Source organism: Marinomonas posidonica (assembly GCF_043643765.1).
Classification (GTDB): domain Bacteria; phylum Pseudomonadota; class Gammaproteobacteria; order Pseudomonadales; family Marinomonadaceae; genus Marinomonas; species Marinomonas posidonica_A.
The window spans coordinates 34833-59319 of the sequence record NZ_JBHZSP010000008.1 but is presented as its reverse complement, the minus strand read 5'-3'; the positions used below and the strand labels follow the sequence as shown (position 1 = coordinate 59319).

The 24487-nt window shown below is 45.3% G+C and carries 24 protein-coding genes; 12 read left to right on the top strand and 12 right to left on the bottom strand.

All coding sequences use genetic code 11. The features are described from left to right. The first annotated feature begins 209 nt into the window (after positions 1 to 209). The 5 genes from ACHUFM_RS10495 to ACHUFM_RS10475 all read left to right on the top strand — a co-directional run bounded on the left by ACHUFM_RS10495 (position 210) and on the right by ACHUFM_RS10475 (position 5157). Positions 210 to 1112, top strand: a complete 903-nt coding sequence (locus ACHUFM_RS10495; RefSeq protein WP_394182129.1) for an aldo/keto reductase — start codon at positions 210 to 212, stop codon at positions 1110 to 1112. A gap of 48 nt (positions 1113 to 1160) precedes the next feature. Continuing rightward, positions 1161 to 1712 (top strand): TRAP transporter small permease, encoded by a 552-nt coding sequence (locus ACHUFM_RS10490; protein ID WP_113874262.1) that lies wholly within the window; start codon positions 1161 to 1163, stop codon positions 1710 to 1712. A 56-nt stretch (positions 1713 to 1768) separates the two neighbouring features. Next, positions 1769 to 3061 (top strand): TRAP transporter large permease, encoded by a 1293-nt coding sequence (locus ACHUFM_RS10485; protein WP_394182126.1) that lies wholly within the window; start codon positions 1769 to 1771, stop codon positions 3059 to 3061. A 39-nt stretch (positions 3062 to 3100) separates the two neighbouring features. Then, positions 3101 to 4171, top strand: a complete 1071-nt coding sequence (locus ACHUFM_RS10480; protein ID WP_394182125.1) for a TRAP transporter substrate-binding protein — start codon at positions 3101 to 3103, stop codon at positions 4169 to 4171. 83 nt (positions 4172 to 4254) lie between these two features. After that, positions 4255 to 5157 carry a YeiH family protein gene (locus ACHUFM_RS10475; protein ID WP_394182123.1) on the top strand — a complete coding sequence of 301 codons (903 nt, stop codon included), beginning with the start codon at positions 4255 to 4257 and terminating at the stop codon, positions 5155 to 5157. A 600-nt stretch (positions 5158 to 5757) separates the two neighbouring features. Here ACHUFM_RS10475 and ACHUFM_RS10470 read toward each other — a convergent pair. After that, a complete protein-coding gene (locus ACHUFM_RS10470) occupies positions 5758 to 6666 on the bottom strand; it encodes a GlxA family transcriptional regulator (RefSeq protein WP_394182121.1) in 909 nt (302 codons plus the stop codon). Between the two features lie 103 nt (positions 6667 to 6769). On the opposite strand from ACHUFM_RS10470, the gene ACHUFM_RS10465 reads away from it, so the two are divergent. The 5 genes from ACHUFM_RS10465 (at position 6770) to ACHUFM_RS10445 (ending at position 11258) form a co-directional block, all read left to right on the top strand. Next, the gene (locus tag ACHUFM_RS10465; RefSeq protein WP_394182119.1) at positions 6770 to 7303 is read left to right on the top strand and encodes a cysteine hydrolase family protein; all 534 of its coding nucleotides are present in this window, start codon (positions 6770 to 6772) and stop codon (positions 7301 to 7303) included. 218 nt (positions 7304 to 7521) lie between these two features. Then, a complete protein-coding gene (locus ACHUFM_RS10460) occupies positions 7522 to 7812 on the top strand; it encodes a YrhK family protein (protein WP_394182117.1) in 291 nt (96 codons plus the stop codon). Between the two features lie 537 nt (positions 7813 to 8349). After that, complete coding sequence (locus ACHUFM_RS10455; RefSeq protein ID WP_394182115.1) at positions 8350 to 9276, top strand: sugar ABC transporter substrate-binding protein; 927 nt, start codon at positions 8350 to 8352, stop codon at positions 9274 to 9276. Between the two features lie 94 nt (positions 9277 to 9370). After that, positions 9371 to 10477, top strand: coding sequence for an ABC transporter permease (locus tag ACHUFM_RS10450; protein WP_394182114.1), 1107 nt, complete (start codon positions 9371 to 9373; stop codon positions 10475 to 10477). Between the two features lies 1 nt (position 10478). After that, positions 10479 to 11258 (top strand): ATP-binding cassette domain-containing protein, encoded by a 780-nt coding sequence (locus tag ACHUFM_RS10445; RefSeq protein ID WP_063332009.1) that lies wholly within the window; start codon positions 10479 to 10481, stop codon positions 11256 to 11258. A gap of 87 nt (positions 11259 to 11345) precedes the next feature. Here ACHUFM_RS10445 and ACHUFM_RS10440 read toward each other — a convergent pair whose 3' ends face one another. From ACHUFM_RS10440 to ACHUFM_RS10400, 9 genes are all read right to left on the bottom strand, one after another. After that, the gene (locus tag ACHUFM_RS10440; RefSeq protein WP_394182111.1) at positions 11346 to 12506 is read right to left on the bottom strand and encodes a GGDEF domain-containing protein; all 1161 of its coding nucleotides are present in this window, start codon (positions 12504 to 12506) and stop codon (positions 11346 to 11348) included. Then, positions 12507 to 13001 carry a hypothetical protein gene (locus ACHUFM_RS10435; protein ID WP_394182109.1) on the bottom strand — a complete coding sequence of 165 codons (495 nt, stop codon included), beginning with the start codon at positions 12999 to 13001 and terminating at the stop codon, positions 12507 to 12509. Between the two features lie 123 nt (positions 13002 to 13124). After that, positions 13125 to 13850, bottom strand: a complete 726-nt coding sequence (locus ACHUFM_RS10430; RefSeq protein WP_394182107.1) for a glutamine amidotransferase-related protein — start codon at positions 13848 to 13850, stop codon at positions 13125 to 13127. Between the two features lie 25 nt (positions 13851 to 13875). After that, positions 13876 to 14688: an ABC transporter permease subunit gene (locus ACHUFM_RS10425; RefSeq protein WP_394182105.1), complete on the bottom strand. Its 813-nt coding sequence runs from the start codon at positions 14686 to 14688 to the stop codon at positions 13876 to 13878. Next, on the bottom strand, positions 14688 to 15527 hold the full coding sequence (locus tag ACHUFM_RS10420) for an ABC transporter permease subunit (protein WP_394182326.1): 840 nt from the start codon (positions 15525 to 15527) through the stop codon (positions 14688 to 14690). Before ACHUFM_RS10420 ends, ACHUFM_RS10425 begins: the two co-directional genes overlap by 1 nt. 92 nt (positions 15528 to 15619) lie before the next feature. Further along, a complete protein-coding gene (locus ACHUFM_RS10415; protein WP_394182103.1) occupies positions 15620 to 16765 on the bottom strand; it encodes an ABC transporter ATP-binding protein in 1146 nt (381 codons plus the stop codon). A 71-nt stretch (positions 16766 to 16836) separates the two neighbouring features. After that, entirely contained in the window at positions 16837 to 17817 is a 981-nt protein-coding gene (locus ACHUFM_RS10410) for a polyamine ABC transporter substrate-binding protein (protein ID WP_394182101.1), read from the bottom strand. After that, entirely contained in the window at positions 17777 to 17932 is a 156-nt protein-coding gene (locus tag ACHUFM_RS10405) for a hypothetical protein (protein WP_394182099.1), read from the bottom strand. Before ACHUFM_RS10405 ends, ACHUFM_RS10410 begins: the two co-directional genes overlap by 41 nt. 95 nt (positions 17933 to 18027) lie before the next feature. Continuing rightward, the gene (locus tag ACHUFM_RS10400; protein ID WP_394182097.1) at positions 18028 to 19362 is read right to left on the bottom strand and encodes a glutamine synthetase family protein; all 1335 of its coding nucleotides are present in this window, start codon (positions 19360 to 19362) and stop codon (positions 18028 to 18030) included. Positions 19363 to 19657: 295 nt separating this feature from the next. On the opposite strand from ACHUFM_RS10400, the gene ACHUFM_RS10395 reads away from it, so the two are divergent. Next, positions 19658 to 20503, top strand: a complete 846-nt coding sequence (locus ACHUFM_RS10395) for a helix-turn-helix transcriptional regulator (RefSeq protein ID WP_394182095.1) — start codon at positions 19658 to 19660, stop codon at positions 20501 to 20503. 35 nt (positions 20504 to 20538) lie between these two features. Here the strand turns inward: ACHUFM_RS10395 and ACHUFM_RS10390 are convergent, their stop codons facing one another. Both ACHUFM_RS10390 and ACHUFM_RS10385 read right to left on the bottom strand, forming a co-directional pair. After that, complete coding sequence (locus ACHUFM_RS10390) at positions 20539 to 21822, bottom strand: NAD(P)/FAD-dependent oxidoreductase (protein ID WP_394182093.1); 1284 nt, start codon at positions 21820 to 21822, stop codon at positions 20539 to 20541. Positions 21823 to 21893: 71 nt separating this feature from the next. Continuing rightward, complete coding sequence (locus ACHUFM_RS10385; protein WP_394182091.1) at positions 21894 to 23381, bottom strand: aldehyde dehydrogenase; 1488 nt, start codon at positions 23379 to 23381, stop codon at positions 21894 to 21896. A 225-nt stretch (positions 23382 to 23606) separates the two neighbouring features. Between ACHUFM_RS10385 and aguB the strand changes: the two genes are divergently transcribed. Next, entirely contained in the window at positions 23607 to 24485 is an 879-nt protein-coding gene (aguB, locus tag ACHUFM_RS10380; RefSeq protein ID WP_394182089.1) for an N-carbamoylputrescine amidase, read from the top strand. The last annotated feature ends 2 nt before the right edge of the window (positions 24486 to 24487 follow it).

Sequence of the window (24487 nt, the reverse complement as noted above, 5' to 3'; positions counted from 1 at the left end):
CAAGCAAGGTTCGGAAAGAGGGAAGAAATATTTGAGAAAATTCATTCACTATTGATTTACATCACAAGAATACACTGTTAGTGTAAATATACAACCTCTCGTAATGGCAGCGGCTTTGACTGGCTGAAAAACGAGGAGCACAAAATAAAAACAAAAATTCTGAGCGTCCTATGGCAGCCAGTAGCGCTCAAAATTCGGAGAGAAAAACAATGCGAATGGTTCAAATTGGCAAATCTGACCTTGAGTTTAGCCGTTTAGTGTACGGTGTTTGGCGTTTAGCAGACGCTAGTGATGTGTCCCTCGCCCATGTCAGACAGAAGATTGACCTATGCCTTTCGCAAGGCATTACTACCTTCGACCACGCAGATATCTATGGCGATTACGAATGTGAAAAACTATTCGGTCAAGCCTTAGCCCAAGACCCTAGCTTGCGTTCTAAAATGCAGCTTATTTCAAAATGTGACATTGCCCTGATGTCAGAAAAATTCCCTGATCGCCGAGTGAAGTTCTACGACACCAGTGCTGAATACGTGACAGCCAGTGTTGAACAGAGCCTTAACAATCTTCACACCGACTATCTAGACTTATTATTGATTCACCGTCCTGATCCTCTGATGAATGCCGCCGAAACTGGCGCGGCGTTAGATGCTTTAATTGATAGCGGTAAAGTTCGCGCGGTGGGCGTGTCTAACTTTGACGTTTGGGATTGGCGTTTACTGCAAGCCAATATGCGTCATCCGCTGGTGGTTAACCAAGTGGAATTAAGCCTACTGCAGCGAGATGCTTTTACCAATGGTAGCTTGAGTGCCATGCAGTTAGATCAACTTACGCCTATGGCATGGTCGCCTTTAGGGGGCGGTGCCTTGTTTGCTGATACGCCAGAAACTCGCCGTTTGGCACCTTTGTTTGAACGTTTGGCAAAAGAGCAGGGGGCATCTTCTGATCATGTGGCTCTAGCTTGGTTATTAGCGCATCCAGCTAACATCTTGCCTGTAGTAGGAACCAATAATCCTGAGCGTATCAAAGATCTTTCAAATATCTTAGATATTCAAATTGACCGCGAAACTTGGTTTGAACTTTGGACCGCGGCAGCCGGACATGAAGTCCCTTAAACGATAATAGACGATAATAATAACAATAGGTTTTTGAGGGAGTAACACATGGCCATTCTTAGAATGCTGGTGTCCTGCTTTACCGCCATCAATATGCTGCTCAACCGCATCGGGCGAAACATCGCTTGGGTGTTGGTGACATTGATGATCAGTGTGATTTTGCTGCAAGTCTTCTGTCGTTATGTGCTGGGCAATGCCCTGCCGTGGCCAGAAGAAGCGGCGCGTGCTTTGATGATTTGGATGATGGCCGTGGTGGCTGGGGAAGCTTACCGACGTGGTTCATTCGTTGCTATTGATATGTTCTTAAGCGCGTTACCTGAACGAGCGTCAAGTGTACTGAAATTGATCTTGTTGCTGGTCGCAGGGGCCGTGCTGGTGAAATTAACTTTTTTGGGTATCGATTTCTTTGATCGAGGTTTCCGTTCTCGAGCGGCGTCGATTCATATTTCTCGGGCGTGGATTTACCTCGCAATGCCAGTGTGTTTTTTCACCATGTTGTTGGCAAACATCGAGTTATGTCTGCGGGAAATTGGCTGCTTGCTCGGCCATAAGCATTTTGCCCTGCCCACGGAAGTTCGTGCGGATGCCCCCGCCGAATAGTCAGGTCGCAGTTTGACGGCGCTTATTTAGAACAATAATAACAAGAGACGCACATTATGTTAGCTCTGTTTTTACCTTTATTTTTAATCTTGCTGTTGATCGGTATGCCGGTGTTTTTCGCCATGTTGGCAGCACCCGGTGCCATGCTTTATGTGACGGGCATGGAGCGAGACATTTCTTTGCTATTCAGAAATATTTATAACGGCATTGATTCCTTTCCTTTGATGGCCATTCCATTCTTCATGTTGGCCGGTGAGCTAATGAACCGTGGTGGCATCACCATGAATTTAGTGCAGTTCTCACAAGCGTTTATCGGTCATGTGCGTGGTGGTTTGGCTCATGTAAATGTGCTTTCCAGTATGTTGTTTGCAGGCCTATCAGGTTCAGCTGTGGCGGATACCTCCGCTATTGGCTCCATGATGATTCCTGCCATGGAGAAGAATGGCTACAGCCGTAAGTTCGCTGCTGCGATTACCGCGGCGTCTTCTGTCATTGGCCCCATCATTCCGCCATCTGGCATTATGATTATTTACGCTTATACCATGGAAGTGTCTGTAGCCGCTTTGTTTGCGGCGGGTATCGTGCCGGGCATCATGGTTGGTGGCGGTTTGATGATCATGATCGCGCTGATGGCGAAGAAATATGATTTCCCTGTGGCTGGCCCTAAATCCACTTGGCAGCAGCGCGGCACAGCGACGCGTAATGCTATTTTTCCGCTGTTTGCCCCTGTGATCATCTTGGGAGGCATCATAGGGGGGATTTTTACGCCAACCGAAGCCTCTGCCATTGCAACCGCTTATGCCTTGATCATCAGTGTTTGGGTGATGAAAACCGTTAAATTGAGAGATCTGCCAGACATTTTCATCAAGGGCGCACAAGCTTCGGCGGTGGTGCTCTTGTTGGTTGGCTCCGCCATTGCGTTTAAGACAGTGGTGAGTTTGTCCCACAGTGCTGAAATCTTGGCTGACTGGGTACTGACCATCAGTGAGAATCCATTGATGCTGCTGTTCTTGATTAACTTACTGTTATTTTTGGTGGGTATGTTCTTAGATGCAGGCCCAGCTATTATTATCTTAGGGCCAATCTTAGGACCCATTTTTATCAACTTAGGCATCGACCCAGTACATTTCGCCATCATCATGAGTGTTAACTTGACCGTAGGGCTGGCGACACCGCCCATGGGATTAGTCTTGTTCGTGGCGTCCAGTGTGTCTGGCGAGCGCATCGAAACCATTTCCAAGGCGATCTTGCCCTTCTTAGCTGTGGAGGTCTTAGTGATCTTCTTGGTGACCTTTTTCCCATCTCTATCCATGACCTTACCGCGCATGCTCGGGCTGGTGGCTGGATAGGTGCAAACGCAAAGCAAAACCATTAAAGAGGACTGTTACATGTTCACGAAAACAAAAATAAATAGTGTAATTGCCGCGACGTTAATCAGTGCTGGAGTCATGTTAAGTGGCTTGGCACAAGCAGCGGATTTTAATCTGCGCGCCGTAGCAAACTCCAACGAGAACGATGAAGACTATGATGGCTTAGTGGTCTTTAAGGACTTTGTAGAATCCCATTCAAACGGCAAAATCGCCGTGGATATTTTCATGGGAACCCAGCTTTGTGGCAATGGTGTTGAGTGTCTTGAAGCGGTTGAGTACGGTTCAGTGGACATTTATATTTCCACCTCAGGCGGTGCTTCAGCCATGTATCCATATGTCCAAGTGCTGGATTTGCCTTATGTATTGCGTGATGACCGTGTTGCCGAAGAAGTCTTCACTGGGGATTTCACTCGTCAGCTACGTGAGCAAATCTTAGCAGACTCAGGAGACACGGTTCGCTTGATGACCATAGGTAACACAGGTGGTTGGCGTAACTTTGCTAACACTCAGCGAACGGTAAAAACACCTGAAGACCTAGATGGTCTGAAAATTCGTACCGTAGTGTCTGATCTTCCACAGGAGTTGGTGCGTTCGTTAGGCGCGAGTCCAACGCCGATTCCATGGGGGGACTTGTTTACGTCGTTGCAAACCGGCGTGGTAGAAGGCTCTAAAAACGGCATCACTGACATCATGGGTATGAAGTTTACCGATGCAGGCTTAAAACACGTGACTCTAGACGGCCACGCTTATATGTCAGCTTTGTGGTACATGAACAATGAGGTCTTTATGGATATGCCTGAAGATTTACGTCGCGTAGTGGTCGATGGCTTCTCTGCTTTGCAGCAAGCTACTTTTGCTTCGCCAAAACGTAAGTCTATTGCCGCATACCAAGCCTTCAATGAAGCTGGCGGTGAACTTTACGTGCCTTCTCCAGCAGAGAAACAGCAGTTCGCTAAAGCCGCTGAACCGGTTTACGCTTGGTTCCAAGAAAACATCCAAGACGGTGAAAAGTGGTACAAGCGACTTAACGACGCCGCGAAAGCCGCTGAACAAAAAATCCAAGCGGAATACGACGCGGATTTGAAATAAGCCCAAGGGTGATTCTTATCAAAGGGACGGAACTCTCCGTCCCTTTCCTCTCTTACTGCTGAATGAACGGATATGGGTACGTTATGTTTAACCCAGTGAAAACGCTTGCGCCTAATGTTCCTGGAATCATGCTTGCCATGGTCATGGGGCTGTCTGCTGCCTTCCTAAGTGAGCACTATGGTGCTCCGGTTATGCTGATGGCTTTGCTACTGGGAATGAGTTTTAACTTCATGTCTGATTCGGAAAAAACCGGTCAAGGGCTAGAGTTCAGCGCAACATCATTACTACGCATTGGGGTAGCCTTACTTGGGGCTCGTATCACTATTTGTTCATTAACGGACTTCGGCTGGCCGACCCTCCTACTGACGGCGGCTTTGATTTTAAGCGTGATTATGACTGGTGTGTTGGCAGGTCTACTGCTGAAACTACCGGAAAATATGGGCTTGTTAGCGGGTTGTGCTGTTGCCATTTGCGGTGCTTCTGCTACCGCGGCAGTGGCTGCTGTGTTACCGAAAAATCAAAACACCAACCGCTCTGTGGTGTTTACCATCGTCGGGATTACCGCGATGAGTACCGCGGCCATGATAGAGTATCCCATGTTTGCCAACTGGCTGGGATTAGACGAACGCCAAACCGGCTTCTTCCTTGGTGCCACTATCCATGATGTGGCTCAAGTAGTGGGGGCTGGCTACGGGGTATCTGACTATGCTGGGGACAATGCTACCGTGGTGAAATTGTTTCGTGTGGCCATGTTAGCTCCTATCGTATTTGTTTTAGCGCTTATGTTGGCTCGTAAAAACAAAGGGCAGGGGGCTGCAATGAGGTTCCCTATTCCACCATTTTTACTTGTTTTTATTGCTCTGGTTGTCATGAATACGATGAACTGGCTTCCTGCGCTGATGGTGAATGTTTTGGCGGATTTATCTCGCTGGAGTTTGGAGTTTGGTGTTTGCTATTGCCGCCATTGGCATGCGTACACAGCTTAATAAGCTCAAAGAAGTGGGTATGGCCCCTCTCGTTCTATTGGTAAGTGAGACCATTTTTATGGCCTTTTGTGGTGCGCTTTTAGCCTATTATTTTGTTTAAGTAGGGAGCGCAACAAGGGCACTTTAATGCCTAATCTTTTAAGGCGCTTCTGTATAGTGGAGTCGTCAATCTAGCGTTTGCCGGTAAAGAGTGATTTAGCGCTTTTATAAAAGATTTAAATACGCTTTTCTCTAGAAGACGTTTTACCTTAAGTTAAACTGCGTAATGACTTGAACTTTAGATGGGGGGAGGAAGGCTTTTGGTTTTTGTCTATGCAACTTATCAGTCTGGCATGTCAAGCAGTTAACTTTGCCTGAGATTCAAGCGGTGATTCAAGCAACAGCAGAAGGCTATGCTTTCCCAACTAATTTGGATCAAGATCCTCCTTTAAATGGCTTGTCCTCTGAGACTTTTCAAAACTGATGTTGTACGCGATAACGGCAGATTGGTCAGTAGAAAAGTTTGATAAGAGTGTACGGCTCAAAGCTCAACAGCGCATGGGATGAGTATTATTCTAGTCGAGGTTAGCTAGGGGGGGGGATCCATCGAGATGTGCCGTATCAAAATCTTTTCCGGTATTCGGTGGGTGTTAACCCCATAATTTTCACAAACACTTTACGACAGGCACTGCTGTCTAGGTAGCCGACTTGATAAGCAATGGATTCAAAGGGTTGGCGGGTACTTTCAAGTAGATTGCAAGCCATTTGGATACGGAATCGTTGTAGATATTGGTTTGGAGTGAGTCGAGTTGCTTTGACAAAACGGCGCAGCAAGGTGCGTTCTGTTAAGTTGGTATGTTGTGCTAGGGCTTTTATCGATGCGTCTTCTGAGTAATGGAGAGCAAGCCATTGTTGTGCTTGGATCACCACTTGATCACCATGACTAAAAGAGGGCGAGAATTGTTGATAGAAGCTTTGTTCTCGAGACATGGTGTCGATGACAAGTGTTTTGCCTATTTGTCTGCGAACAAAGGGCGATGAGTATTTGGTAATCAGTTCCAGCCCTAAATCCAACCATGACATGACGCCGCCAGCGCTAATGATGTCGCCATGATCAATTAAGATCTGCTGGACATCTATCGGTTGATTAGGGAATTGTTGGCGGAAAGTGTCTTCAAATGACCAGTGTGTAGTGACGGTGCGATGACCTAGTAAACCGGTTGCGGCCAAGGTGAATGCGCCAACGCAGACTGAGGCCAGAATGCTACCTTGTTGGTGTTGATGAACTAACCAATGGATTAAGTGTTCATCCGTCGGCTCGCTTTGGTCTGCCATACAAGGTGGTAAGATAATGATGTCATAGGCTTTTTCATCTGTCTTTTGGTCTGTGACTAGACTGGGTGAAAACCTTGTATTGAGTTGATGGGCTTCACAAATTCGGTTTGCGAGTAGGAATAATTCTTCTAATCCATACACTGCTGATTTTAGTGCTACTGAGTGTTGGCAAATGCCGATTTGGATGTGTCTCATATTGGGGTTGTCTTTTTTTGCCTCGAAAGTGTCATTTTTGACTCTAAGTGAAAACAGACTATTTTGCCATACTCTTGTCTCTTTTAGACACGACTGGAGACGTATGATGGCGAACACTGCATTATTGGTTATTGATCTACAAAATGATTATTTCCCAGGTGGGAATTACCCTCTATGGCATGCAAATGAGACTCTGAAAAAGGTTCAAAAAGCGATTTCGAACGCGCAACAACAGAAGATGCCAGTCATCTTTATTCAGCATGTGGCCAATGCGGAAAACGGCACAGCGCCTTTTTTTAATAAAGGAACAAAAGGGGTGCAACTTCATTCAGCCTTGAAGGATATCGCGGCTTCATCGCACTTAGTCGTGAAACAATTTGCTGATAGTTTTGAGCAAACGGACTTAGCGTTGGTCTTAGAAGAGTTGACGGTCGATTCCTTATTGATTTGTGGCATGATGACGCAAAATTGTGTCACTCATACTGCCATTTCCAAATCGGCTGAATCCTATGAAGTGGCCGTGATTTCAGAATGTTGCACGACGGTTGATGAGATGATCCATAAGATTGCATTGAACGGTCTGTCTCCCCGAGTGCCTTTATTATCCATTGAAGAAGCGTTTAAACCTAATCAATAGAGTTATCTGATGGATTCAATTGACCAAAAGGTACAGGCCAATGTTTTGGTCGGTTGGATCGGCTTTTTCTGAGAATCTGTTTTGATCTTGATACAATGTTTGTTCATACCACCAGTGTGAAAAGCGCTGGTGGGGTGAACCTAGATTGATGAAGAGGGTTTTGCAGGGATAGCGACCCACCGCAAATTTAAACGATGACACAAGGTATTTAGCAGACTATGTCTAACACGAATTCAATCAATCCACTTGATATTTCATTGGGTCATAAGCACCTTATTGTGCAGCGTCGTTACGAAGCAGTAGGCGCATTGAATGATTTATTGATCGGTATTTGGTTTCTCATTGGCAGCTTTTTCTTTTTAAGCGATGCTTTGGTGGAAGATGGGACTTGGTTGTTTATTTTGGGCAGTGCTCAACTCTTGATTAAGCCGGCCATTAAGCTAACAAGTTTGCTTCACTTAGGTCGAATTCATCCGCAATTACATTCAACTTCACCTTTCAAAAAGTAAAATAATCAAGCATCGAGCGCTCATTGTGCTCGATTGATCTTCCTTCTTTTTTGCTGTCTGGACAAGTTGACCATGTGTGTCTGTAATACGCCTATTTCAGTCTAATAAAACACTTGTTTCAACTATCGAAAATGACACTTTTTTGTGCAAAACTTTGCCAAAATAGCGGTTTAGACAGGGGGGGCTGCCTCTCGTTTCATTTCATATTTCATTATTTTTATCATGGTAATCGGCTGTCTTGAAAAGTTTTTTATTTGACCGTTTGGTCTTTTTTTATTCTTTAAGATATTGATTTAATTAAAAAACATTTAATTTTTTGGTGTGTTAAGCAAAATGCTGAAGTTGTTAATTGGTCAGCTAAATATCTGAAATTTGGATCAATTATTCTATTTTTTTATTTTTTTGCAATTTTTGTTCTATTTTCTATGGCATTTTTTTCTTAGTTGGCTAAACTAGTTATTAACTTTTGGTGTGACTACCAAGGTTAACGGTGAATTCCATTTGCCGTCCAACTTCTATCCTAAGAGGAGCTAGAGAATGAAAAAAATAATAAAAGGTCTATTGGCTACTTCAGCTGGGTTATGTTCCAGTATCGCTTTATCAGCCAGCATTATTGTGGTTTCACATGGACAAGCGAACGATCCGTTCTGGTCTGTGGTGAAAAACGGTGTTGAAATGGCCGCAAAGCACACTGGTGCAGACGTTGATTACCGTGCCCCAGAGACCTTTGATATGGTCGCTATGGCGCAGTTAATTGATGCAGCAGTGAACCAAGAACCAGACGGTTTGGTGGTGTCTATCCCTGATGCTGACGCGTTAGGACCCTCTATTCGTCGTGCAGTAAACGCGGGTATTCCTGTCATTTCCATTAATGCAGGTTCAGATGTTTCCAAATCTCTTGGTGCTTTACTACACATCGGTCAAGAAGAGTACGATGCAGGTAAAGCCGCGGGCGAAAAGCTTAAAGCAATGGGCGGTAAAAAAGGCATTTGTGTTAACCAAGAAGTGGGTAACGTCTCTCTAGACCAACGCTGTGCTGGTTTCACAGAAGGTTTTGGTGGTAATGTGGCCATTCTTCCAACGACTAATGATCCTTCCGAAATCGAGTCTAAAGTTCGTGCTGCATTGGATTCTAATCCAGACGTAGACACTATCATGGCATTGGGTGCTTCCACTGCTGGCGAGCCTACGGTTGCTGCTGTTAAGTCTCTTGGTCTATCTGGTGATGTGAGAGTGGCTTCTTTTGATCTTTCAGCAGACTTCTTAAAAGCCATTGTGGATGGTGATGCAACCTTTGCGATTGACCAGCAACAATTCTTGCAAGGTTATATGGCGGTTGATTTCTTAGCACTTAACGCGGACTACGGCTTAATGCCAGGTGGTAACGTGCCTTCTGGTCCAAACTTGATTACAGCGGATAAAGCCGCACAAGTAATCGACCTATCAGCGAAAGGTATTCGTTAATACTTCTACAAAGATCAGGAAGGCCTGATGGCCTTCCTATTTCACACCCTAATGTATTCCGTTTCAGTTTTACTGAATGCGTTCCGGAGGATTTATGTCACTAGAGAATGACTCGACAGTTGATGAACGATTGAAGGAAGAAAGCCGCGTAGCTCGTCTAATGAAACGACCTGAGCTTGGTGCCGTGGCGGGAGCCTTACTTGTTGCAATCTTTTTTATGTTTACTGCTGATGGCTCTATGTTCACCTTATCTGGGATCATGAACATTCTATCGCCAGCAGCTCAATTAGGTATCTTGGCTATTGCTGCCGCCTTACTGATGATAGGTGGTGAGTTCGACCTTTCTATCGGTTCTATGGTGGCATTTGCAGGTTTGGTTTTCGGTTTTTGTGTGGTCAATTTTGACTTACCGTTGATTTTAGCCATTCCAATTACTTTAGTTTTCTGCGCTGGTGTCGGCGCGGTGAATGGACAAATCGTTCTTCGAACTGGCTTGCCATCTTTTATCGTGACATTGGCCTTTCTATTTATTCTACGTGGTTTGTCGTTGGTCGGCTTAAAAGCAGCGACAGGCGGCTCGACTCAACTTCGTGGTGTGCGTGATGCGGTGGCGGGTGACCCATTAGCGCCTTTCTTTAGTGGCGATGCCTTTCAAGGTTTCTTCCAATGGGCGGCTTCAATGGGTTGGATCGACACGTTCCGCAGTGGTTTGCCAAAAGTACCAGGTATACCTGTAGAGATTATTTGGTTCCTTGTATTAGCTGGTGTGGCAACGTACGTTCTGCTTAAAACCCCTGCTGGTAACTGGATCTTTGCGGCAGGTGGTGACAAAACGGCTGCCTCTAACTCTGGTGTGCCAGTTCGCAAAGTAAAAATTGCTTTGTTTATGTTAACGGCTTCTTGTGCAGCATTGCTGGCTATTACTCAAGTACTGGATGCAGGTAGTACGGATGCTCGTCGTGGCTTTATGAAAGAGTTTGAAGCCATTATTGCCGCGGTAATTGGTGGCTGCTTATTAACAGGTGGTTACGGTTCGGCAATTGGTGCCTTCTTTGGCTCTATTATCTTCGGTATGGTGGTGATTGGTTTGACTTATACCAATATCGACCAAGATTGGTTCCAAGTATTCCTAGGGTCAATGTTGTTGTTGGCGGTTATTTTCAATAACGCTATTCGTAAACGTGTGACAGGGGAGCGCTAATATGTCTGAATCAATTCTTCATATGGATAACATTGAAAAGCACTTTGGTAATGTCATTGCGTTAAATGGTGTTAGTTTTGATGTTAAACCAGGCGAATGCCATTGTTTATTAGGCGATAACGGTGCCGGTAAATCGACCTTTATTAAAACCATGTCAGGTGTTTACCGCCCTAGCCAAGGGCAAATCTACATGGGTGGCAAACCAGTACAATTCGGTAGCCCTCGTGATGCGATGGCAGCGGGTATTGCCTGTGTGTATCAAGATCTAGCGATGATTCCGCTTATGTCGGTCGCACGTAACTTCTTCATGGGACGCGAGCCAACGAAAGGCAAGTTTCTTTGGAAGCGATTTGATACCGAGCATGCTGACGAAATCACCATGACAGAAATGAAAAAAATGGGCATTAATCTGCGCAGTGCAGATCAAGCCGTTGGAACCTTATCTGGTGGTGAGCGTCAAACCGTTGCCATCGCCCGTGCCGTATATTTTGGTGCTAAGGTATTGATCCTCGATGAACCGACTTCTGCACTAGGGGTGCGTCAAACCTCAAATGTGTTGGCGACCATAGACAAAGTGCGTGATCAAGGCGTAGGTGTGGTCTTTATTAGTCACAACGTAAGACATGCCTTGGCTGTGGGGGATCGCTTTACGGTGCTGAATCGAGGCCAGACTTTAGGAACCGCCGCGCGCGGTGAAATCACCTCAGATGAGTTGCAAGATTTGATGGCGGGTGGCCAAGAGCTGGCGCAATTAGAAGGGTCTTTAGGCGGTACAATTTAATATTCTTGTGTTTTTAGAGAAAAAAAGGGCATCTGTTGATGCCCTTTTTGGTGTTTCGGTTTAATCAACTCATTCGTCAAGACGAGTTTAGGGTTCTCTTTGATGGCAGTAAACCTGATTGCGGCCACGCTTTTTAGCCTCATACAAGGCTTGGTCTGCCATTGAATAAATACTGTCAGAGTTTAATTCTTCGAGTGATTCGGCGGAAGCAATGCCAATGGATATAGTGAGGTTGTCGGCGACTTTACTCATCGAGTGTTTGATATTAAGTGCTTCGATAGAGGTGCGAATCTGCTCGGCGATCTCTTGAGTTTTGGTGTGCTTTTGCTCATGGCAAAGACAAGCAAATTCTTCACCACCCACGCGGTAGAATTCAATGTTTGTGTTTGTTTTTTTTAGGGATTTTAGATGTTCAGAAATACGCTGTAGTGCATGGTCTCCAGCAATGTGACCTAGGTGGTCGTTAAACAGTTTGAAGTAGTCAATGTCGAAAATTATCAGTGAAAGAGGGCTCTGTTGCGCTTTGTATTCACTAATATCATGAGCCAGATGAAGGTTGAATTGGCGACGATTGTATAAGCCTGTTAAAGGATCTTCGATAGAGAGTTTATTGAGATCATTTTTTTGTTTGAAAATCAGCATAAGGGCGTAGGAGAGCACCGCTAATAACATAATGAAAACGAGAATTAACGTGTTGATTGCCATGCTTATTTTAGACAGTTTTTTAACGTATCTATCGGTGTGTTCACGGATAAAAGCACTACCATGGCTGTACATAGCAGCACTGAAAACTTTTACTTGTCGTAATTCGAAAAATATCTTTTTGATATGTTCAGAAGAACTAAGATTGCCTGTTATGAGTAATTGAATCAGTGTGTCCAAGTGGTTTTCGAAGGTGTTTAATTCTTTTTGTAGATCCGCTTTATCAAGATCTGACTTGAGTGTTCCCCAAACGACACGAATATTCTCAATACGAGATTTTAGTTGTTCGGCTCGGTTAATTAAATTTTGCTTATCATTTTGAATTTGATATTGCCTAATAAAATTAATTTCTTGATTAATCAAAGCCACTTGTAGATTTGTTTGTTGAAGTTGGTAGCGGATTTCATGAGGCGTAATACCAATGTGTCTGTGTATGTCTTTAATGTCCTGTTGGAAGCGCCATAAACCAATGGTTAAAAACACCAAGGCTATTAGGATCATCGGTATCATAACCACCTTGATGGGATTGGATTTTAGTAATTGCACTTATTTGACCTTTACTATTTGGCGAAGGCTCCAGACCCAAAGATCACCTTCATTCATACCCAGTTTTAGTGTTTCTTCTCGACTTGGCCAAACTAACCAAAATGGACCTTTATCATTAATTTTCAGCGGCTTACCATTTAACGAAATTGCCAGCATGGCGTGATTTAAGCCTGGAGCATCATGCTTCATAATCACGGCGTAGTCGTCATCGGCTTCAAGGTAGACTTGTTCAAAATCGGTCAAACCGGCGTCCTGTAAAATATCCTGCAATTTTGGTCCGATGAAATCCCCAGAAGCTCGCCAGATGGTTGAGAATTCAGCATGGTAAAGGGGGAACTTCAATAAATCTTTGTATTGATATCGTTTGCCCTGAACTTCCAGAATATATTCCTCAGGGAAATCTGGTAAGGGTAATGTAGAGGCGTAAGGAGAAAGCTCTGCACTGAGTGCAATACTACTGAAAACGCACAATAGAGAATAGACAATGGTTTTCATCGCGGTAAATTCTATCCATAAAAAACTATCCTATCTCAGATTAAGTCAATATTGAACCTGAGTCAGTGAAAAAGCTGATAGTATGATCACTAGTGAGCTTTTTCACTGCTTTTAAGCGAGATCTTATGCCGCGGATGAGCCTGTTTTAAGAAAATCCGTTATCCACTGCATTAGAGGCTGGTTTTGAATCTTGTCCTCAGCAATGCTTTGGTGAGCTTTAGCAACCACATCAGGTGTTAGCGTGACACCGTCATAGAGTTTAACCAGTTCTGTTTCATAGGCTTTGGAAAATTCAGGGTGTGCTTGGAATGTCAGTATGCGATCTTTATAAATGAGACCGGCATGTTGACAGAACGCCGAACTGAGAAAGGTATGCATTTTACTCGGCTTTTCAATGACCTGATCTTGGTGAAAGGCACAAATAGCAATGTCTTGTGTGGCGTTTAATCGAGGAATAGCAAAGGATTCGGACAATTGATAATGATGGACACCAACTCCCCAACCGCCGGAATATTTTTCTACTTTACCGCCCAGTGCTCGCGCAATCACCTGATGGCCGAAGCAAATACCGACCAATACCTGACCTTGCTGATCAATATCGCGGATAAAATCGCATAATTTGAGTATCCATTCATCGTCTGCATAAGCATCGGCTTTTGAACCTGTGACCAGCCAAGCGTCACATACTTGATGATGTTCAGGAAACGCATTTAAGCGGACATCAAAAATCTCAAATTCCAGTTCAGGGTTAATGCTACCAATTTGATCGGCAAACATTTGTGCGTATGAAGGGTATTCCGCTTGTAAACTGTCTGGGGTGATACCCGCAGCTAGAATGCCTATTTTCATGTTTTTATACATCCTCAAACATATCTTAAGACGGTGGGTGCAATCGATTCTGTCGACGCATAATAACGATTGCCGCCACCACGGCAAGGCTAACGATTAAAATCATTAAGCTGGCTAAGGCATTAATCTCAGGTGTGACACCCAGTCTCACTTTAGAGAAAATGACCATAGGCAAGGTGCTGTTACCAGGCCCTGAAACAAAGCTGGCGATGACAAGGTCGTCTAATGATAAGGTGAAAGACAACAACCAGCCAGACAAAATCGCAGGCGCAATTAACGGTAAGGTAATCAGAAAAAACAAGCTCGTTGGTTTGGCGCCTAAATCCATGGCCGCTTCTTCTAGGCTTCTGTCCAAAGAGGTTAAGCGTGATTGCACTACCACAGCAACATACGCCATACAAAAGGTGGTGTGGGCGATCACTATGGTGGTTGTGCCACGTCCAGAAGGCCAACCCAAAAGACTTTCCATGGCAACAAAGAGCAGAAGCAAAGACAGTCCGGTAATCACTTCAGGCATAACCAAAGGAGCGGTAATCCAACCCGCAAAGAGGGTTTTACCCCGAAAACGACGGAAACGACTGAGAACAAACCCCGCTAGCGTTCCCAACACGGATGCAAGCGTGGCACTGATCAGGGCGATTTTTAAGCTCACCCAAGCGGCTTTCATTATTTGTTCATTTTGAAATAACGCCACATACCATTGCAGCGACCAACCACCCCAAACGGTGACCAGTTTAGAGGCATTAAAGCTGTAAATGACGAGCGCAATAATGGGTGCGTAAAGAAACAAAAAGCCCAGTCCTGCAGTGACCTTTAAGCTCGTGGATTGCTTTTTCATCAGAGTGCCTCCTTGTTGCCGTTTCGCATAAACATGATTGGGCCAACGAGGACAATTAACATGAAAATAGCGACCGCTGAGGCGAGTGGCCAGTCTCGATTTAAGAAAAATTCGTCCCACAACACGCGACCTATCATCAAGGTTTCCGAGCTGCCTAATAGGGCGGGAATGACGTATTCACCAACCGATGGAATAAACACCAGCAAACAACCTGCAATGATGCCAGGTTTCGCCAAAGGCAAGGTAATCAGACAGAAGGCTTGATAAGGTTTGGCACCTAAGTCTTGTGCTGCTTCAATGAGATTCATATCCATTTTTTCTAAACAGGTATAAAGCGGCAGAATCATAAAAGGCAAATAGGTATAAACAATACCAAGATAGACAGCGAAGTCAGTTTGTAAGATTTGCAATGGCTGATCAATGACGCCTAGCATCATGAGCACATCATTGACTGGACCGTTTTTCTTTAACAAAGCCATCCATGCATAAACACGCAGTAAAAAAGAAGTCCAAAAAGGCAAAATGACCAATGCCAGTAATAGGGTTCGCATGGTTGGGCCACTGCGAGCGATCAGGTAAGCAATGGGAAAACCGACCAGTAAAGCAAACAAGGTTGAGATGGCCGCAATTTTAATCGAGCTTAAATAGGCGTCCAGATAAAACCGTGATTCGAACAGGAACAGATAATTGCCTAAGGTGATCTTTAAGGTCGCATACGCGTTATCCGGATCCCATTCGATGAGAGGGGAATAAGGTGGAACCGCTATGATGGCTTCCGCCAGAGAGATCTTAAACACCACCAAAAAGGGCACGAAAAAGAAAGCCGCTAACCACAACATGGGCAGCAAAATGACCAGCCAACGCCCCAGTGAAAGTGACTGACTTTTATGGCGAATCCTTAATAATAAAGCATTGATGTGGGGATTTTTAATCATGAGGTGAGTACCACGCTGCTGTCAGCATCCCAGTCAAGATAGACGAAATCATCCCAAGTCAGTCGATCACTGGTGTCTCTGATGATATTGGGTTGCGTGATGCGCACTTCCTTGCCCGATTCTAAACGCACCTTATAGACCGATTGACTGCCCATGTAGGCAATGTCAGTAATGGTTCCAGACGCGGAATTTACCTTGCTATCGATTGGCGTTCGATGAAGACGAATTTTTTCCGGACGAATGGCGATGCTGACACTTTGGTTTGGGGCGCAACTGATGCCATGATTCACTTGCAGCAGTGTTTGTGTCTCGTCACATTGAATGGTGACACTGTCGCGTTCGTCTTCGACGACTAGGCCCTCAAACAAATTCACATTGCCGATAAACTGGGCTACAAAGCGATTGCTTGGGTACTCGTAAACCTCTTGTGGCTCTGCTGTTTGGATGATATCGCCTTGGTTCATGACACCAATGCGAGTGGCAAGCGTCATGGCTTCTTCTTGATCATGGGTGACCACCACAAAGGTGATGCCCAATTCTTCTTGAATACGGATCAGCTCAAATTGGGTTTCTTCCCGCAGTTTTTTGTCTAAAGCGCCCAGTGGCTCGTCTAGTAATAGCAGTTTGGGTTCTTTCACTAAGGCTCTCGCTAGTGCCACACGTTGTCGTTGACCACCTGATAACATATGAGGTTTGCGTTTTGCTAAATGCCCCAGTTGCACCATATCCAGCATTTCACGAACACGGCGATGAATTTCATTTTTGCCTAAGCGTTCACGTTGTAAACCAAATGCCACATTCGCTTCGACGCTTAAGTGGGGAAATAGTGCATAGGACTGAAACATCATGTTGACAGGTCGTTGCCATGGCGGAATGGAGGACATGTCGACACCATCGATTAAAATGCGTCCCGTCGACGGCTGTTCAAACCCTGCCAACATTCTGAGTAGGGTACTTTTGCCGGAACCTGAGCCGCCTAATAAACAGAATAATTCGTTTTGATAAACGTCCAGGGACACTTGGTTAACGGCGGTAAAATCACCGAATTGCTTACTGACGTTGTCTATCTGTAAAAATGGGGTGCTGTCGGCTTGTCGCCAGCTGGGTAGTGACGTGCTCTGGTTAGTAGAAATTACGGACATAACTCACCTAATAGCAAAATAAAAACACATTGGGCAAAGCAAGAACTTTGCCCAAAAGAACCTTGTTCGACTTAACGTCCGGTTTTGATATTGGTCCAAGCTCGAGTCAAGGAGCGATCAAAGCGCGCCGTATGAGCCACCTGAACATAGAGTTTTGTTTTTACTTCGTCGGTTGGGTAAATGCCTTTGTTGTTCACTACTTCTGCATCCAATAAGGGGGTTGCAGCAGTATTGGGTACAGCATAGTAAACATAGTTGGAAATGTCGGCTGCCACTTGAGGCGTTAAGATAAAATCGATGAATTTCAACGCCGCTTCTGGGTGTGGTGCATCAGCAGGTATGGCCATTAAGTCAAACCATACTAAGGTGCCTTCTTCTGGGATAGAGAACGCAATATCTACACCTTGGCCAGCTTCTTCTGCTCGACCCTGAGATTGCAAAATATCGCCGTTATAACCGATGGCCACACAAATATCGCCATTAGCAAGATCGGAAATATACTTGCTAGAATGGAAGTACTTGATGTTGTTTCGGGTGGCAGACAGCAACTTAGTAGACGCGTCAAGTTCGCCTTTGTCTTCGGAGTTTGGATCAACGCCGCGATAATTATTAACAACAGACATCATCTCTGCGGGTGAATCCAATACCGCAATACCACAATCAGCCAGCTTACTAGCAAGTGCTGGATTGAATAAGACATCCCAAGAATTAATTTCATCAGTTCCTAGACGCTCAGCAATCATTTTGGTGTTGTAACCTATGCCAATGGTGCCCCAAGCGTAAGGCACGTTGTGCACATTGCCTTTGTCGTGTTTTTCGATTTGTTTCGCTAGGGTTGCATCGATATTGCCTGCGTTAGTCAGTTTGCTTTTGTTGATGCTTTGATAAACGCCTGCTTTGACCTGACGCTCAAAGAAGGAATTGGAGGGCATAACGACATCATATCCCGATCCGCCCGCCATCAATTTGGCCTCTAGTACTTCGTTACTGTCGTACACATCGTAGTTCACCTTAATGCCAGTTTGCTTGGTAAAGGCTTCCTTCCAGCGCACCTGGGGCCATGTAGTCAGACCAGTTGTATATATTGACCACTTGCTCGGCATGGCTAACTGTGCTGAATAGGCCTACGGATCCCACTAGCATTAGGTTAAGGGCGGTTTTTTTCATGATAAAGTCTCCTGTGATGTCAACTAAGTTGACGCGTTCCGGTTGTGATATAGTTCATAACAAAGTGAGTCTCTAGCGGACTTTATTTGTTCGGTTTATAAGTAGGCCTCATATTCCACATTGGAAATGCGGCCGTATATTTTGTTTTGTTCTTGCTCTTTCGCGGCGCTGAAAACGCGCACAAATTCTTCTCCTAAGTAGGCCTGCATAAAGCTACTGTCGCGAAAGGCTTCGGTGGCCAGTTCCCAACGATTGGGCAAATGCTCAAAGCGTTCTGACATGGCGTAAGCATCGCCTTCAATGGGCGCTGGAGGCGACATTTTCTTTTCAATACCATGAAGAGCGGCGCCCAACACAGCGGCTAAAACCAGATAAGGGTTAGCGTCGGCACCCGCAACACGATGCTCAATGCGTCGTGCTAAATGCTCGCTTTCTGGTATACGCACAGCAACAGTACGGTTCTCATAACCCCAGCTCGCAAAAGTAGGGGCATGAGCGCCATTTTGAAAACGTCGATAGGAGTTCAAATGGGGGGCAAACACCAGCATGGAATCGGCCATATGATTGAGTAAGCCCGCAACGGCTTGTTTAAGCAGAGGTGAGCCTTCGTCTGTTTGGTTGTTAAAGGCGTTATTGCCTTGTTGATCAAGCAGACTGAAATGTACATGGAAACCATTGCCACTTTTGTCCGCATAGGGCTTGGCCATAAAAGACGCGCCAAAATCGTGTTGGCGGGCTACGCCTTTTATCAATCGCTTGAACATAATGGCGTGATCCGCTGCTTGAACGGCATCGTCAGTGTGTTTCATGTTGATTTCAAATTGGCCAGGGCCTAGTTCGGAAATAATGGTATCAGCAGGAATTCCTTGGGTTTTGCAGGCTTCACGAACTTCGGCAAAGAAACTCTCTAGGCCATCCATTTCTTCAATGGAATAGCAATCGGTCTTGCTCAAACGCACGCCATTGCCTTCGGTTATAACAGGAGGAGATGGGCAGCGTTTGGCTTCTGATTCACCGTCTAATAAATAAAATTCCAGCTCAGTTGCAACCACAGGGGTGTAACCTAATGCTTTAAAGCGCTCTACGATGCGTGTTAGTACTTGTCTTGGGTCCGGATAGAAAGCCGAACCATCAGGGTTGTACATCATGGCGAGAACTTGATCACGCTCCGATTCTGCCCATGGCACAGGAATAGGTTTATCGTGAACTGGTAAGCAGATGCCATCACTATCACCTGTTTCAAACACCAGACCATTGTCCAGCACATCGTCTCCCCAATGATCAAAGCCAATAACCGATTGAGGCAGTTTAACGCCTTGAGTCATGACGCTTTTTAAGCCACTGGCTGGAATGCGCTTACCACGTAAATTACCATTTAGATCGGTAATAAACAGATCAAATTCATGGTTCCCTTCATACATATCCGACATACAAAATTCTCTTGTGAAATGAGTCTAACCGAGAGAGTCTTTTACTCGCCGAATGTTAGCTTTTATTTTGCCCCGTAAACGGGGTAAATTCTCTCTGTGTTATTCACATTACCTTGAGCAAATAGCATGAGTAACTATCCCCGAGTGGGTATATGCAGGACGATGCTGTCTTGCCCAATATAAAAAGCATAAGTAGTTAAAAATGGTGCGGTAATTGCTTCGCAAATGCAGAGAATAAGTGCACCATAATGAAACGCTGAGATACCACCAAAACAGACCATGAGGTCATTTGATTATGTTAAAAAACGCGTTGCACGGACAATTGGAATTACCAGATTTGATAAAGGATTTATCGAACTTAACCTGCCATTTGCGCGTGCCGAGTTTTATGAGTGCTCTGGAAACCTTTTTACGCAAACTTTGCTATTTTGATACCATAGTCATTGTTACTTATAAGAAAAGTTTGAAGCCTATCTTGTTGCACCCAAGTGACCCTGCGCAACAAACGCCGACCTTAGATTTGTACTTGAATCAGGCGTATTTGCTAGACCCCTTATTTAACGCCATTAGCCAACATATCTCGCCAGGCGTGTATCGATTGGTGGAAATGTCACCGGATTCATTTGAGGAAACCGAATATTATCAAACCTGTTATCGAGACTTTGATTTGGTGGATGAAATTAATTTGCTTGTGGACTTAGACAAAACCACAACCTGTGCGGTGTCTTTGGGGCGAAAACGTGCGGTTGGGTCTATTCGCCGAACGGAGCTCAATAATTTAAAGCTGGTTTTCCCCATAATAGAGGCGTTAATCAGTCAATTTTGGCTTGCTCAAGCCAACGAATACACGACACGTGCCCCCAGTTCCGGCCCATTAAAGCAAGCCTTAAAGACCTTCGGACAAGGTGTGTTAACCGACCGAGAACAAGAGGTTTTAGGGCTATTGCTAAAAGGTCACTCTTCCAAGTCCATTGCCGAGCAATTAGGCATCAGTGCTGGCACCGTTAAGGTGCACAGGAAAAACATACATGCCCGTCTAGACACTTCGACACAATCGGAAATTTTCACTTTATTTCTGAATCATCTGGACGCGTTGGATCGAGGAAAGAGAGAAACACACGAACAAAGTCCGACAGAGTGAGGCTTTGTTCGTTGAGTTTGTCGGTATCGTTGGACTTAGATACCGAGTTTATCGCGTAGATTGTAATAGGCTGCACCTACCGCTGTGTAAGGCACTCTTAACATGCGACCACCGGGGAAAGGGTATTGAGGCATACTGGCAAACACATCAAAGCGGTCGGTATCTCCTTCAATTGCATCGCTTAAAATTTCTCCCATCAAGTGTGAGTTGGTGACACCATGACCAGAATAGCCTTGCGCATAATACAAGTTGTCACCGATTTTACCGACTTGCGGCATGCGCATCATGGTCAACAAGAAGTTACCTGTCCAAGCGTAATCAATGTTGACACCTTTCAAGTAAGGGAAGGTTTTCAGCATTTTGGGCACTATGATGGCCTCGATCTTACCGGGATCACGTGCGCCATAGGTTGTGCCACCGCCGTAAATTAATCGCCCGTCGCCTGAAAGGCGAAAATAGTCTAATAAGTAGTTGCAGTCTTCGACACAACGATCACTAGGCAACAGCTTTTCTTGTACTTCCTTGGGTAAAGGTTCAGTTGCTATCACTTGCGTACCGCATGGCATGGCCTTTTTTTCAATCTCAGGTAATAAGCCGAAAACATAAGCGTTGCCTGCGACAACGATTTGGTCAGCAATCACTTGGCCTTGTGCCGTAATCACTTTGCCTGGTTGTCCTTGTTGTAGTTCGATCACTTGGGAGTCTTCATAAATAATCCCGCCAAGTTGTTCGAAAGCTTGTGCTTGGCCTAATACCAAATTCAATGGCTGAATATGGCCACCTTTGTAGTCTAGTAAGCCACCCACATAGCGTTCTGTGCCAATGTGCTGTTGAATGCTGTCGGCATCTAACAGTTCAAGCTCTTGATGACCATTGGCTTCCCAAAGGGCTTTTTTGGCTTTTAATTCATTGAATTGTTTTTGATTGCAGGCTGCAAAAATGTTGCCTTGCTTCAAATCACAATCAATTTCATATTTTGCAATGCGCTGACGTATTAGCTCGGAGCCTGCAAACGCCATTTTTGCCATTTTTTTGCCAATCTCTTGGCCGTAATGTTGGGTGATGTAGTCAAGGTCGCGGTTAAAGCTGTTAACAATTTGACCACCATTGCGACCAGAGGCACCAAATCCTATGCGACTGCCTTCCAAGACGATAACGCGTTTGCCTTTTTCCGCTAGACTCAACGCCGTGGATATACCGGTAAAACCGGCGCCAACAACGCAGACATCACAGCGTTGTTCACCGTTTAATTGTGGACGTAATGCTTTGTCATTTGCTGACGCAGCATAATAAGAATTGGCGTGAACTGGAGATGACATGGTAACGCTCCTTAAAGTAAGCCTTCTGGCTTGCTTAAATAAATCTAAGAAAGAAAGTGATGACTTGATGATTACAGACGAATCCAAGTGTTTTTAAGTTCGGTGTATTTTTCTAAGGCATGCCAAGATTTATCTCGACCATTACCGGATGCTTTTACACCACCAAATGGCACGGTACTGTCTCCATCTCCCCAAGTGTTGATCCACACCATGCCCGCTTCTAATTGACGACTGACTCGATGAGCACGAGACAAATCTTGTGTCCAAACGGAGGCGCCTAAGCCGTATTTTGAATCGTTGGCTAAGGCAATGGCTTGGGCTTCGCTGTCAAATGTCATGACCGCCAGCACTGGGCCGAATATCTCTTCCTGTACAAAACTCATATCATGATTGGCGTTTGAGAAGATGGTAGGGTGAGCGTAAAAGCCTTGGCCTTTTTGATACTCAGGAACGCCACCCATTTCCAATGTGGCGCCTTGCTGCAAAGCGGATTCAATAAAGCCCGTTACAGTATCCAATTGCGCCTTATCAACCAAAGGGCCCATGGTGGTGTTTGGGTCAAGAGGATCACCAGGGATATAGTGTTTTGCCGCCGCTAATAGGGCTTCCATAAAGTCTTGTTTGATACTTTCCTCTACGTACAAACGTGAGCAAGCAATGCAGACTTCTCCTTGGTTGGAAAAAATAGCGGCTGCAGCCCCTTTTGCGGCGGCGGCGATGTCTTTGCAGTCGGCAAACACCAAACAAGGTGATTTGCCACCGGCCTCAAGCCAAACACGTTTCATATTGGATTGCCCAGCATATTGCATTAATAAACCCGCAACGCGACTGGAGCCGGTGAAGGCCAGAGTGCCTATTTCATGATGCAAAGCCAATGCCTTGCCAGTCGTATGGCCAAAGCCAGGTAAAACATTGAGTACGCCATTGGGTACACCTGCTTGTGTGGCTAATTCCGCAATGCGAAGAGCGCTTAATGGGGATTTCTCTGATGGTTTTAAAATGACGCTGTTTCCTGCCGCCAAGGCTGGGGCAATTTTCCACATGACCATCATGAGTGGGTAGTTCCAAGGCGTAATGATGGCCACTACCCCAACCGGTTCGCGGCTAATTAAGGCAAGATTGTCGGCGTTCGTTGGCGCAATTTCACCGTATAGTTTATCGATACACTCTGCTGACCAACGTAAGCAATCGATTGAATCTGGGACATCAATAGAGACCATTTCGGCAATGGATTTGCCCATATCTAAAGTGTCAATCAAGGCCAATTCATCGGCATGTTCTGTTAGCAAGTCGGCCCATTTTTGTAATATTTGCTTGCGCTTGTTTGGCGCCATTTGAGACCAGCTGCCCGATGAAAAAGCCGCCTTGGCAGCTTGTACAGCAAGGTCTACGTCGGCTTGATCGCAGCTAGCAACCTGCGTCAGCACAGCTTCGTCAGCAGGATTAATGCAAGCAAAGGTTTCTCCCTGCTGAGCAGAGCAGAATTGGCCGTTAATATAGGCTTGGCTGGGCAAGGTAATGGCGGCTTTGAGTGCTTGCCATTCTTGATAGCTTTTCATGTTGGCTTCCTTTATTTCGACATAGGCAAACCTTGCCTGTTGATGATGACGTAACGCTAACCGAGTGAGTCGATAGCTGACCATATCCCCAAGGTGGTATATCGTTTTTTTCAGCAGCCACTAAGATGATTAGCCATGTTTGATAATTGGTTCAGTGCGCAGACCCTTAAACATTTGTGCTGACCTTGATGGCCTCTATAAGGCGTAAGATGGGAGAGGAAAACTATGTCGATGGTAACGGTGGCGGCAACGCAAATGGCGTGTAGCTGGGATCAAGATGCCAATTTAGCTCGTGCTGAAAGTTTGATTCGTCAAGCCGCAGAACAGGGAGCGCAAATTATCCTGATTCAAGAACTGTTTGAAACGCCTTATTTTTGCATTGAAATTCATGAGGGTTATCACGATTTAGCAACTTCTCTTGAGGAAAATGTGGCGTTTAAACGCTTTCAAGATTTGGCTAAAGAGTTGAATGTGGTGTTGCCTTTTAGCTGGTTTGAAAAAGCCGGTCAGGCACGTTTTAATTCCTTAGCCATGATAGATGCGGGTGGGGAGTGTCTTGGTGTGTATCGTAAAACCCATATCCCAGACAGTGATGGTTATTTGGAAAAATATTATTTCAGTCCGGGTGATACTGGCTTTAAAGTTTGGCATACCAGGTTTGGACGCATCGGTGTTGGCATTTGTTGGGATCAATGGTTCCCTGAAACGGCGCGTGCCATGGCGTTGATGGGGGCGGATCTATTGTTCTTTCCAACGGCAATCGGCTCAGAGCCAAGCCAACCAGAATTGGACACACAGCCTCACTGGACCAATGTCATGCGTGGTCATGCTGCCGCCAATCAAACTCCGGTTATTGCGTCTAACCGTATTGGTGTTGAACAGGCTCAGCACAGAGATCTATCGCTGACATTCTTTGGTTCATCTTTTATTTGTGATGAAACAGGAGAGTTAGTGGCGCAAGCGAATCGTGGCGGAGAATGTGTACTACTGCATACATTTGATTTGCACAAAATTCGCCAGCAACGTGAAGCGTGGGGCTTATTTCGAGATCGTCGTCCCGAGCATTATGCCGTGTTAAATACCTTAGACGGCCAATGTAAGTAGGT

What these genes read in the sequence shown, in the direction of transcription:
- ACHUFM_RS10495 (WP_394182129.1), top strand. Translation starts at nt 210, where the DNA reads ATGCGAATGGTTCAAATTGGCAAATCTGACCTTGAGTTTAGCCGTTTA.
- ACHUFM_RS10490 (WP_113874262.1), top strand. Translation starts at nt 1,161, where the DNA reads ATGGCCATTCTTAGAATGCTGGTGTCCTGCTTTACCGCCATCAATATG.
- ACHUFM_RS10485 (WP_394182126.1), top strand. Translation starts at nt 1,769, where the DNA reads ATGTTAGCTCTGTTTTTACCTTTATTTTTAATCTTGCTGTTGATCGGT.
- ACHUFM_RS10480 (WP_394182125.1), top strand. Translation starts at nt 3,101, where the DNA reads ATGTTCACGAAAACAAAAATAAATAGTGTAATTGCCGCGACGTTAATC.
- ACHUFM_RS10475 (WP_394182123.1), top strand. Translation starts at nt 4,255, where the DNA reads ATGTTTAACCCAGTGAAAACGCTTGCGCCTAATGTTCCTGGAATCATG.
- ACHUFM_RS10470 (WP_394182121.1), bottom strand. Translation starts at nt 6,666, where the DNA reads ATGAGACACATCCAAATCGGCATTTGCCAACACTCAGTAGCACTAAAA.
- ACHUFM_RS10465 (WP_394182119.1), top strand. Translation starts at nt 6,770, where the DNA reads ATGATGGCGAACACTGCATTATTGGTTATTGATCTACAAAATGATTAT.
- ACHUFM_RS10460 (WP_394182117.1), top strand. Translation starts at nt 7,522, where the DNA reads ATGTCTAACACGAATTCAATCAATCCACTTGATATTTCATTGGGTCAT.
- ACHUFM_RS10455 (WP_394182115.1), top strand. Translation starts at nt 8,350, where the DNA reads ATGAAAAAAATAATAAAAGGTCTATTGGCTACTTCAGCTGGGTTATGT.
- ACHUFM_RS10450 (WP_394182114.1), top strand. Translation starts at nt 9,371, where the DNA reads ATGTCACTAGAGAATGACTCGACAGTTGATGAACGATTGAAGGAAGAA.
- ACHUFM_RS10445 (WP_063332009.1), top strand. Translation starts at nt 10,479, where the DNA reads ATGTCTGAATCAATTCTTCATATGGATAACATTGAAAAGCACTTTGGT.
- ACHUFM_RS10435 (WP_394182109.1), bottom strand. Translation starts at nt 13,001, where the DNA reads ATGAAAACCATTGTCTATTCTCTATTGTGCGTTTTCAGTAGTATTGCA.
- ACHUFM_RS10430 (WP_394182107.1), bottom strand. Translation starts at nt 13,850, where the DNA reads ATGAAAATAGGCATTCTAGCTGCGGGTATCACCCCAGACAGTTTACAA.
- ACHUFM_RS10425 (WP_394182105.1), bottom strand. Translation starts at nt 14,688, where the DNA reads ATGAAAAAGCAATCCACGAGCTTAAAGGTCACTGCAGGACTGGGCTTT.
- ACHUFM_RS10420 (WP_394182326.1), bottom strand. Translation starts at nt 15,527, where the DNA reads ATGTTGTGGTTAGCGGCTTTCTTTTTCGTGCCCTTTTTGGTGGTGTTT.
- ACHUFM_RS10415 (WP_394182103.1), bottom strand. Translation starts at nt 16,765, where the DNA reads ATGTCCGTAATTTCTACTAACCAGAGCACGTCACTACCCAGCTGGCGA.
- ACHUFM_RS10405 (WP_394182099.1), bottom strand. Translation starts at nt 17,932, where the DNA reads ATGAAAAAAACCGCCCTTAACCTAATGCTAGTGGGATCCGTAGGCCTA.
- ACHUFM_RS10400 (WP_394182097.1), bottom strand. Translation starts at nt 19,362, where the DNA reads ATGTCGGATATGTATGAAGGGAACCATGAATTTGATCTGTTTATTACC.
- ACHUFM_RS10395 (WP_394182095.1), top strand. Translation starts at nt 19,658, where the DNA reads ATGTTAAAAAACGCGTTGCACGGACAATTGGAATTACCAGATTTGATA.
- ACHUFM_RS10390 (WP_394182093.1), bottom strand. Translation starts at nt 21,822, where the DNA reads ATGTCATCTCCAGTTCACGCCAATTCTTATTATGCTGCGTCAGCAAAT.
- ACHUFM_RS10385 (WP_394182091.1), bottom strand. Translation starts at nt 23,381, where the DNA reads ATGAAAAGCTATCAAGAATGGCAAGCACTCAAAGCCGCCATTACCTTG.
- aguB (WP_394182089.1), top strand. Translation starts at nt 23,607, where the DNA reads ATGTCGATGGTAACGGTGGCGGCAACGCAAATGGCGTGTAGCTGGGAT.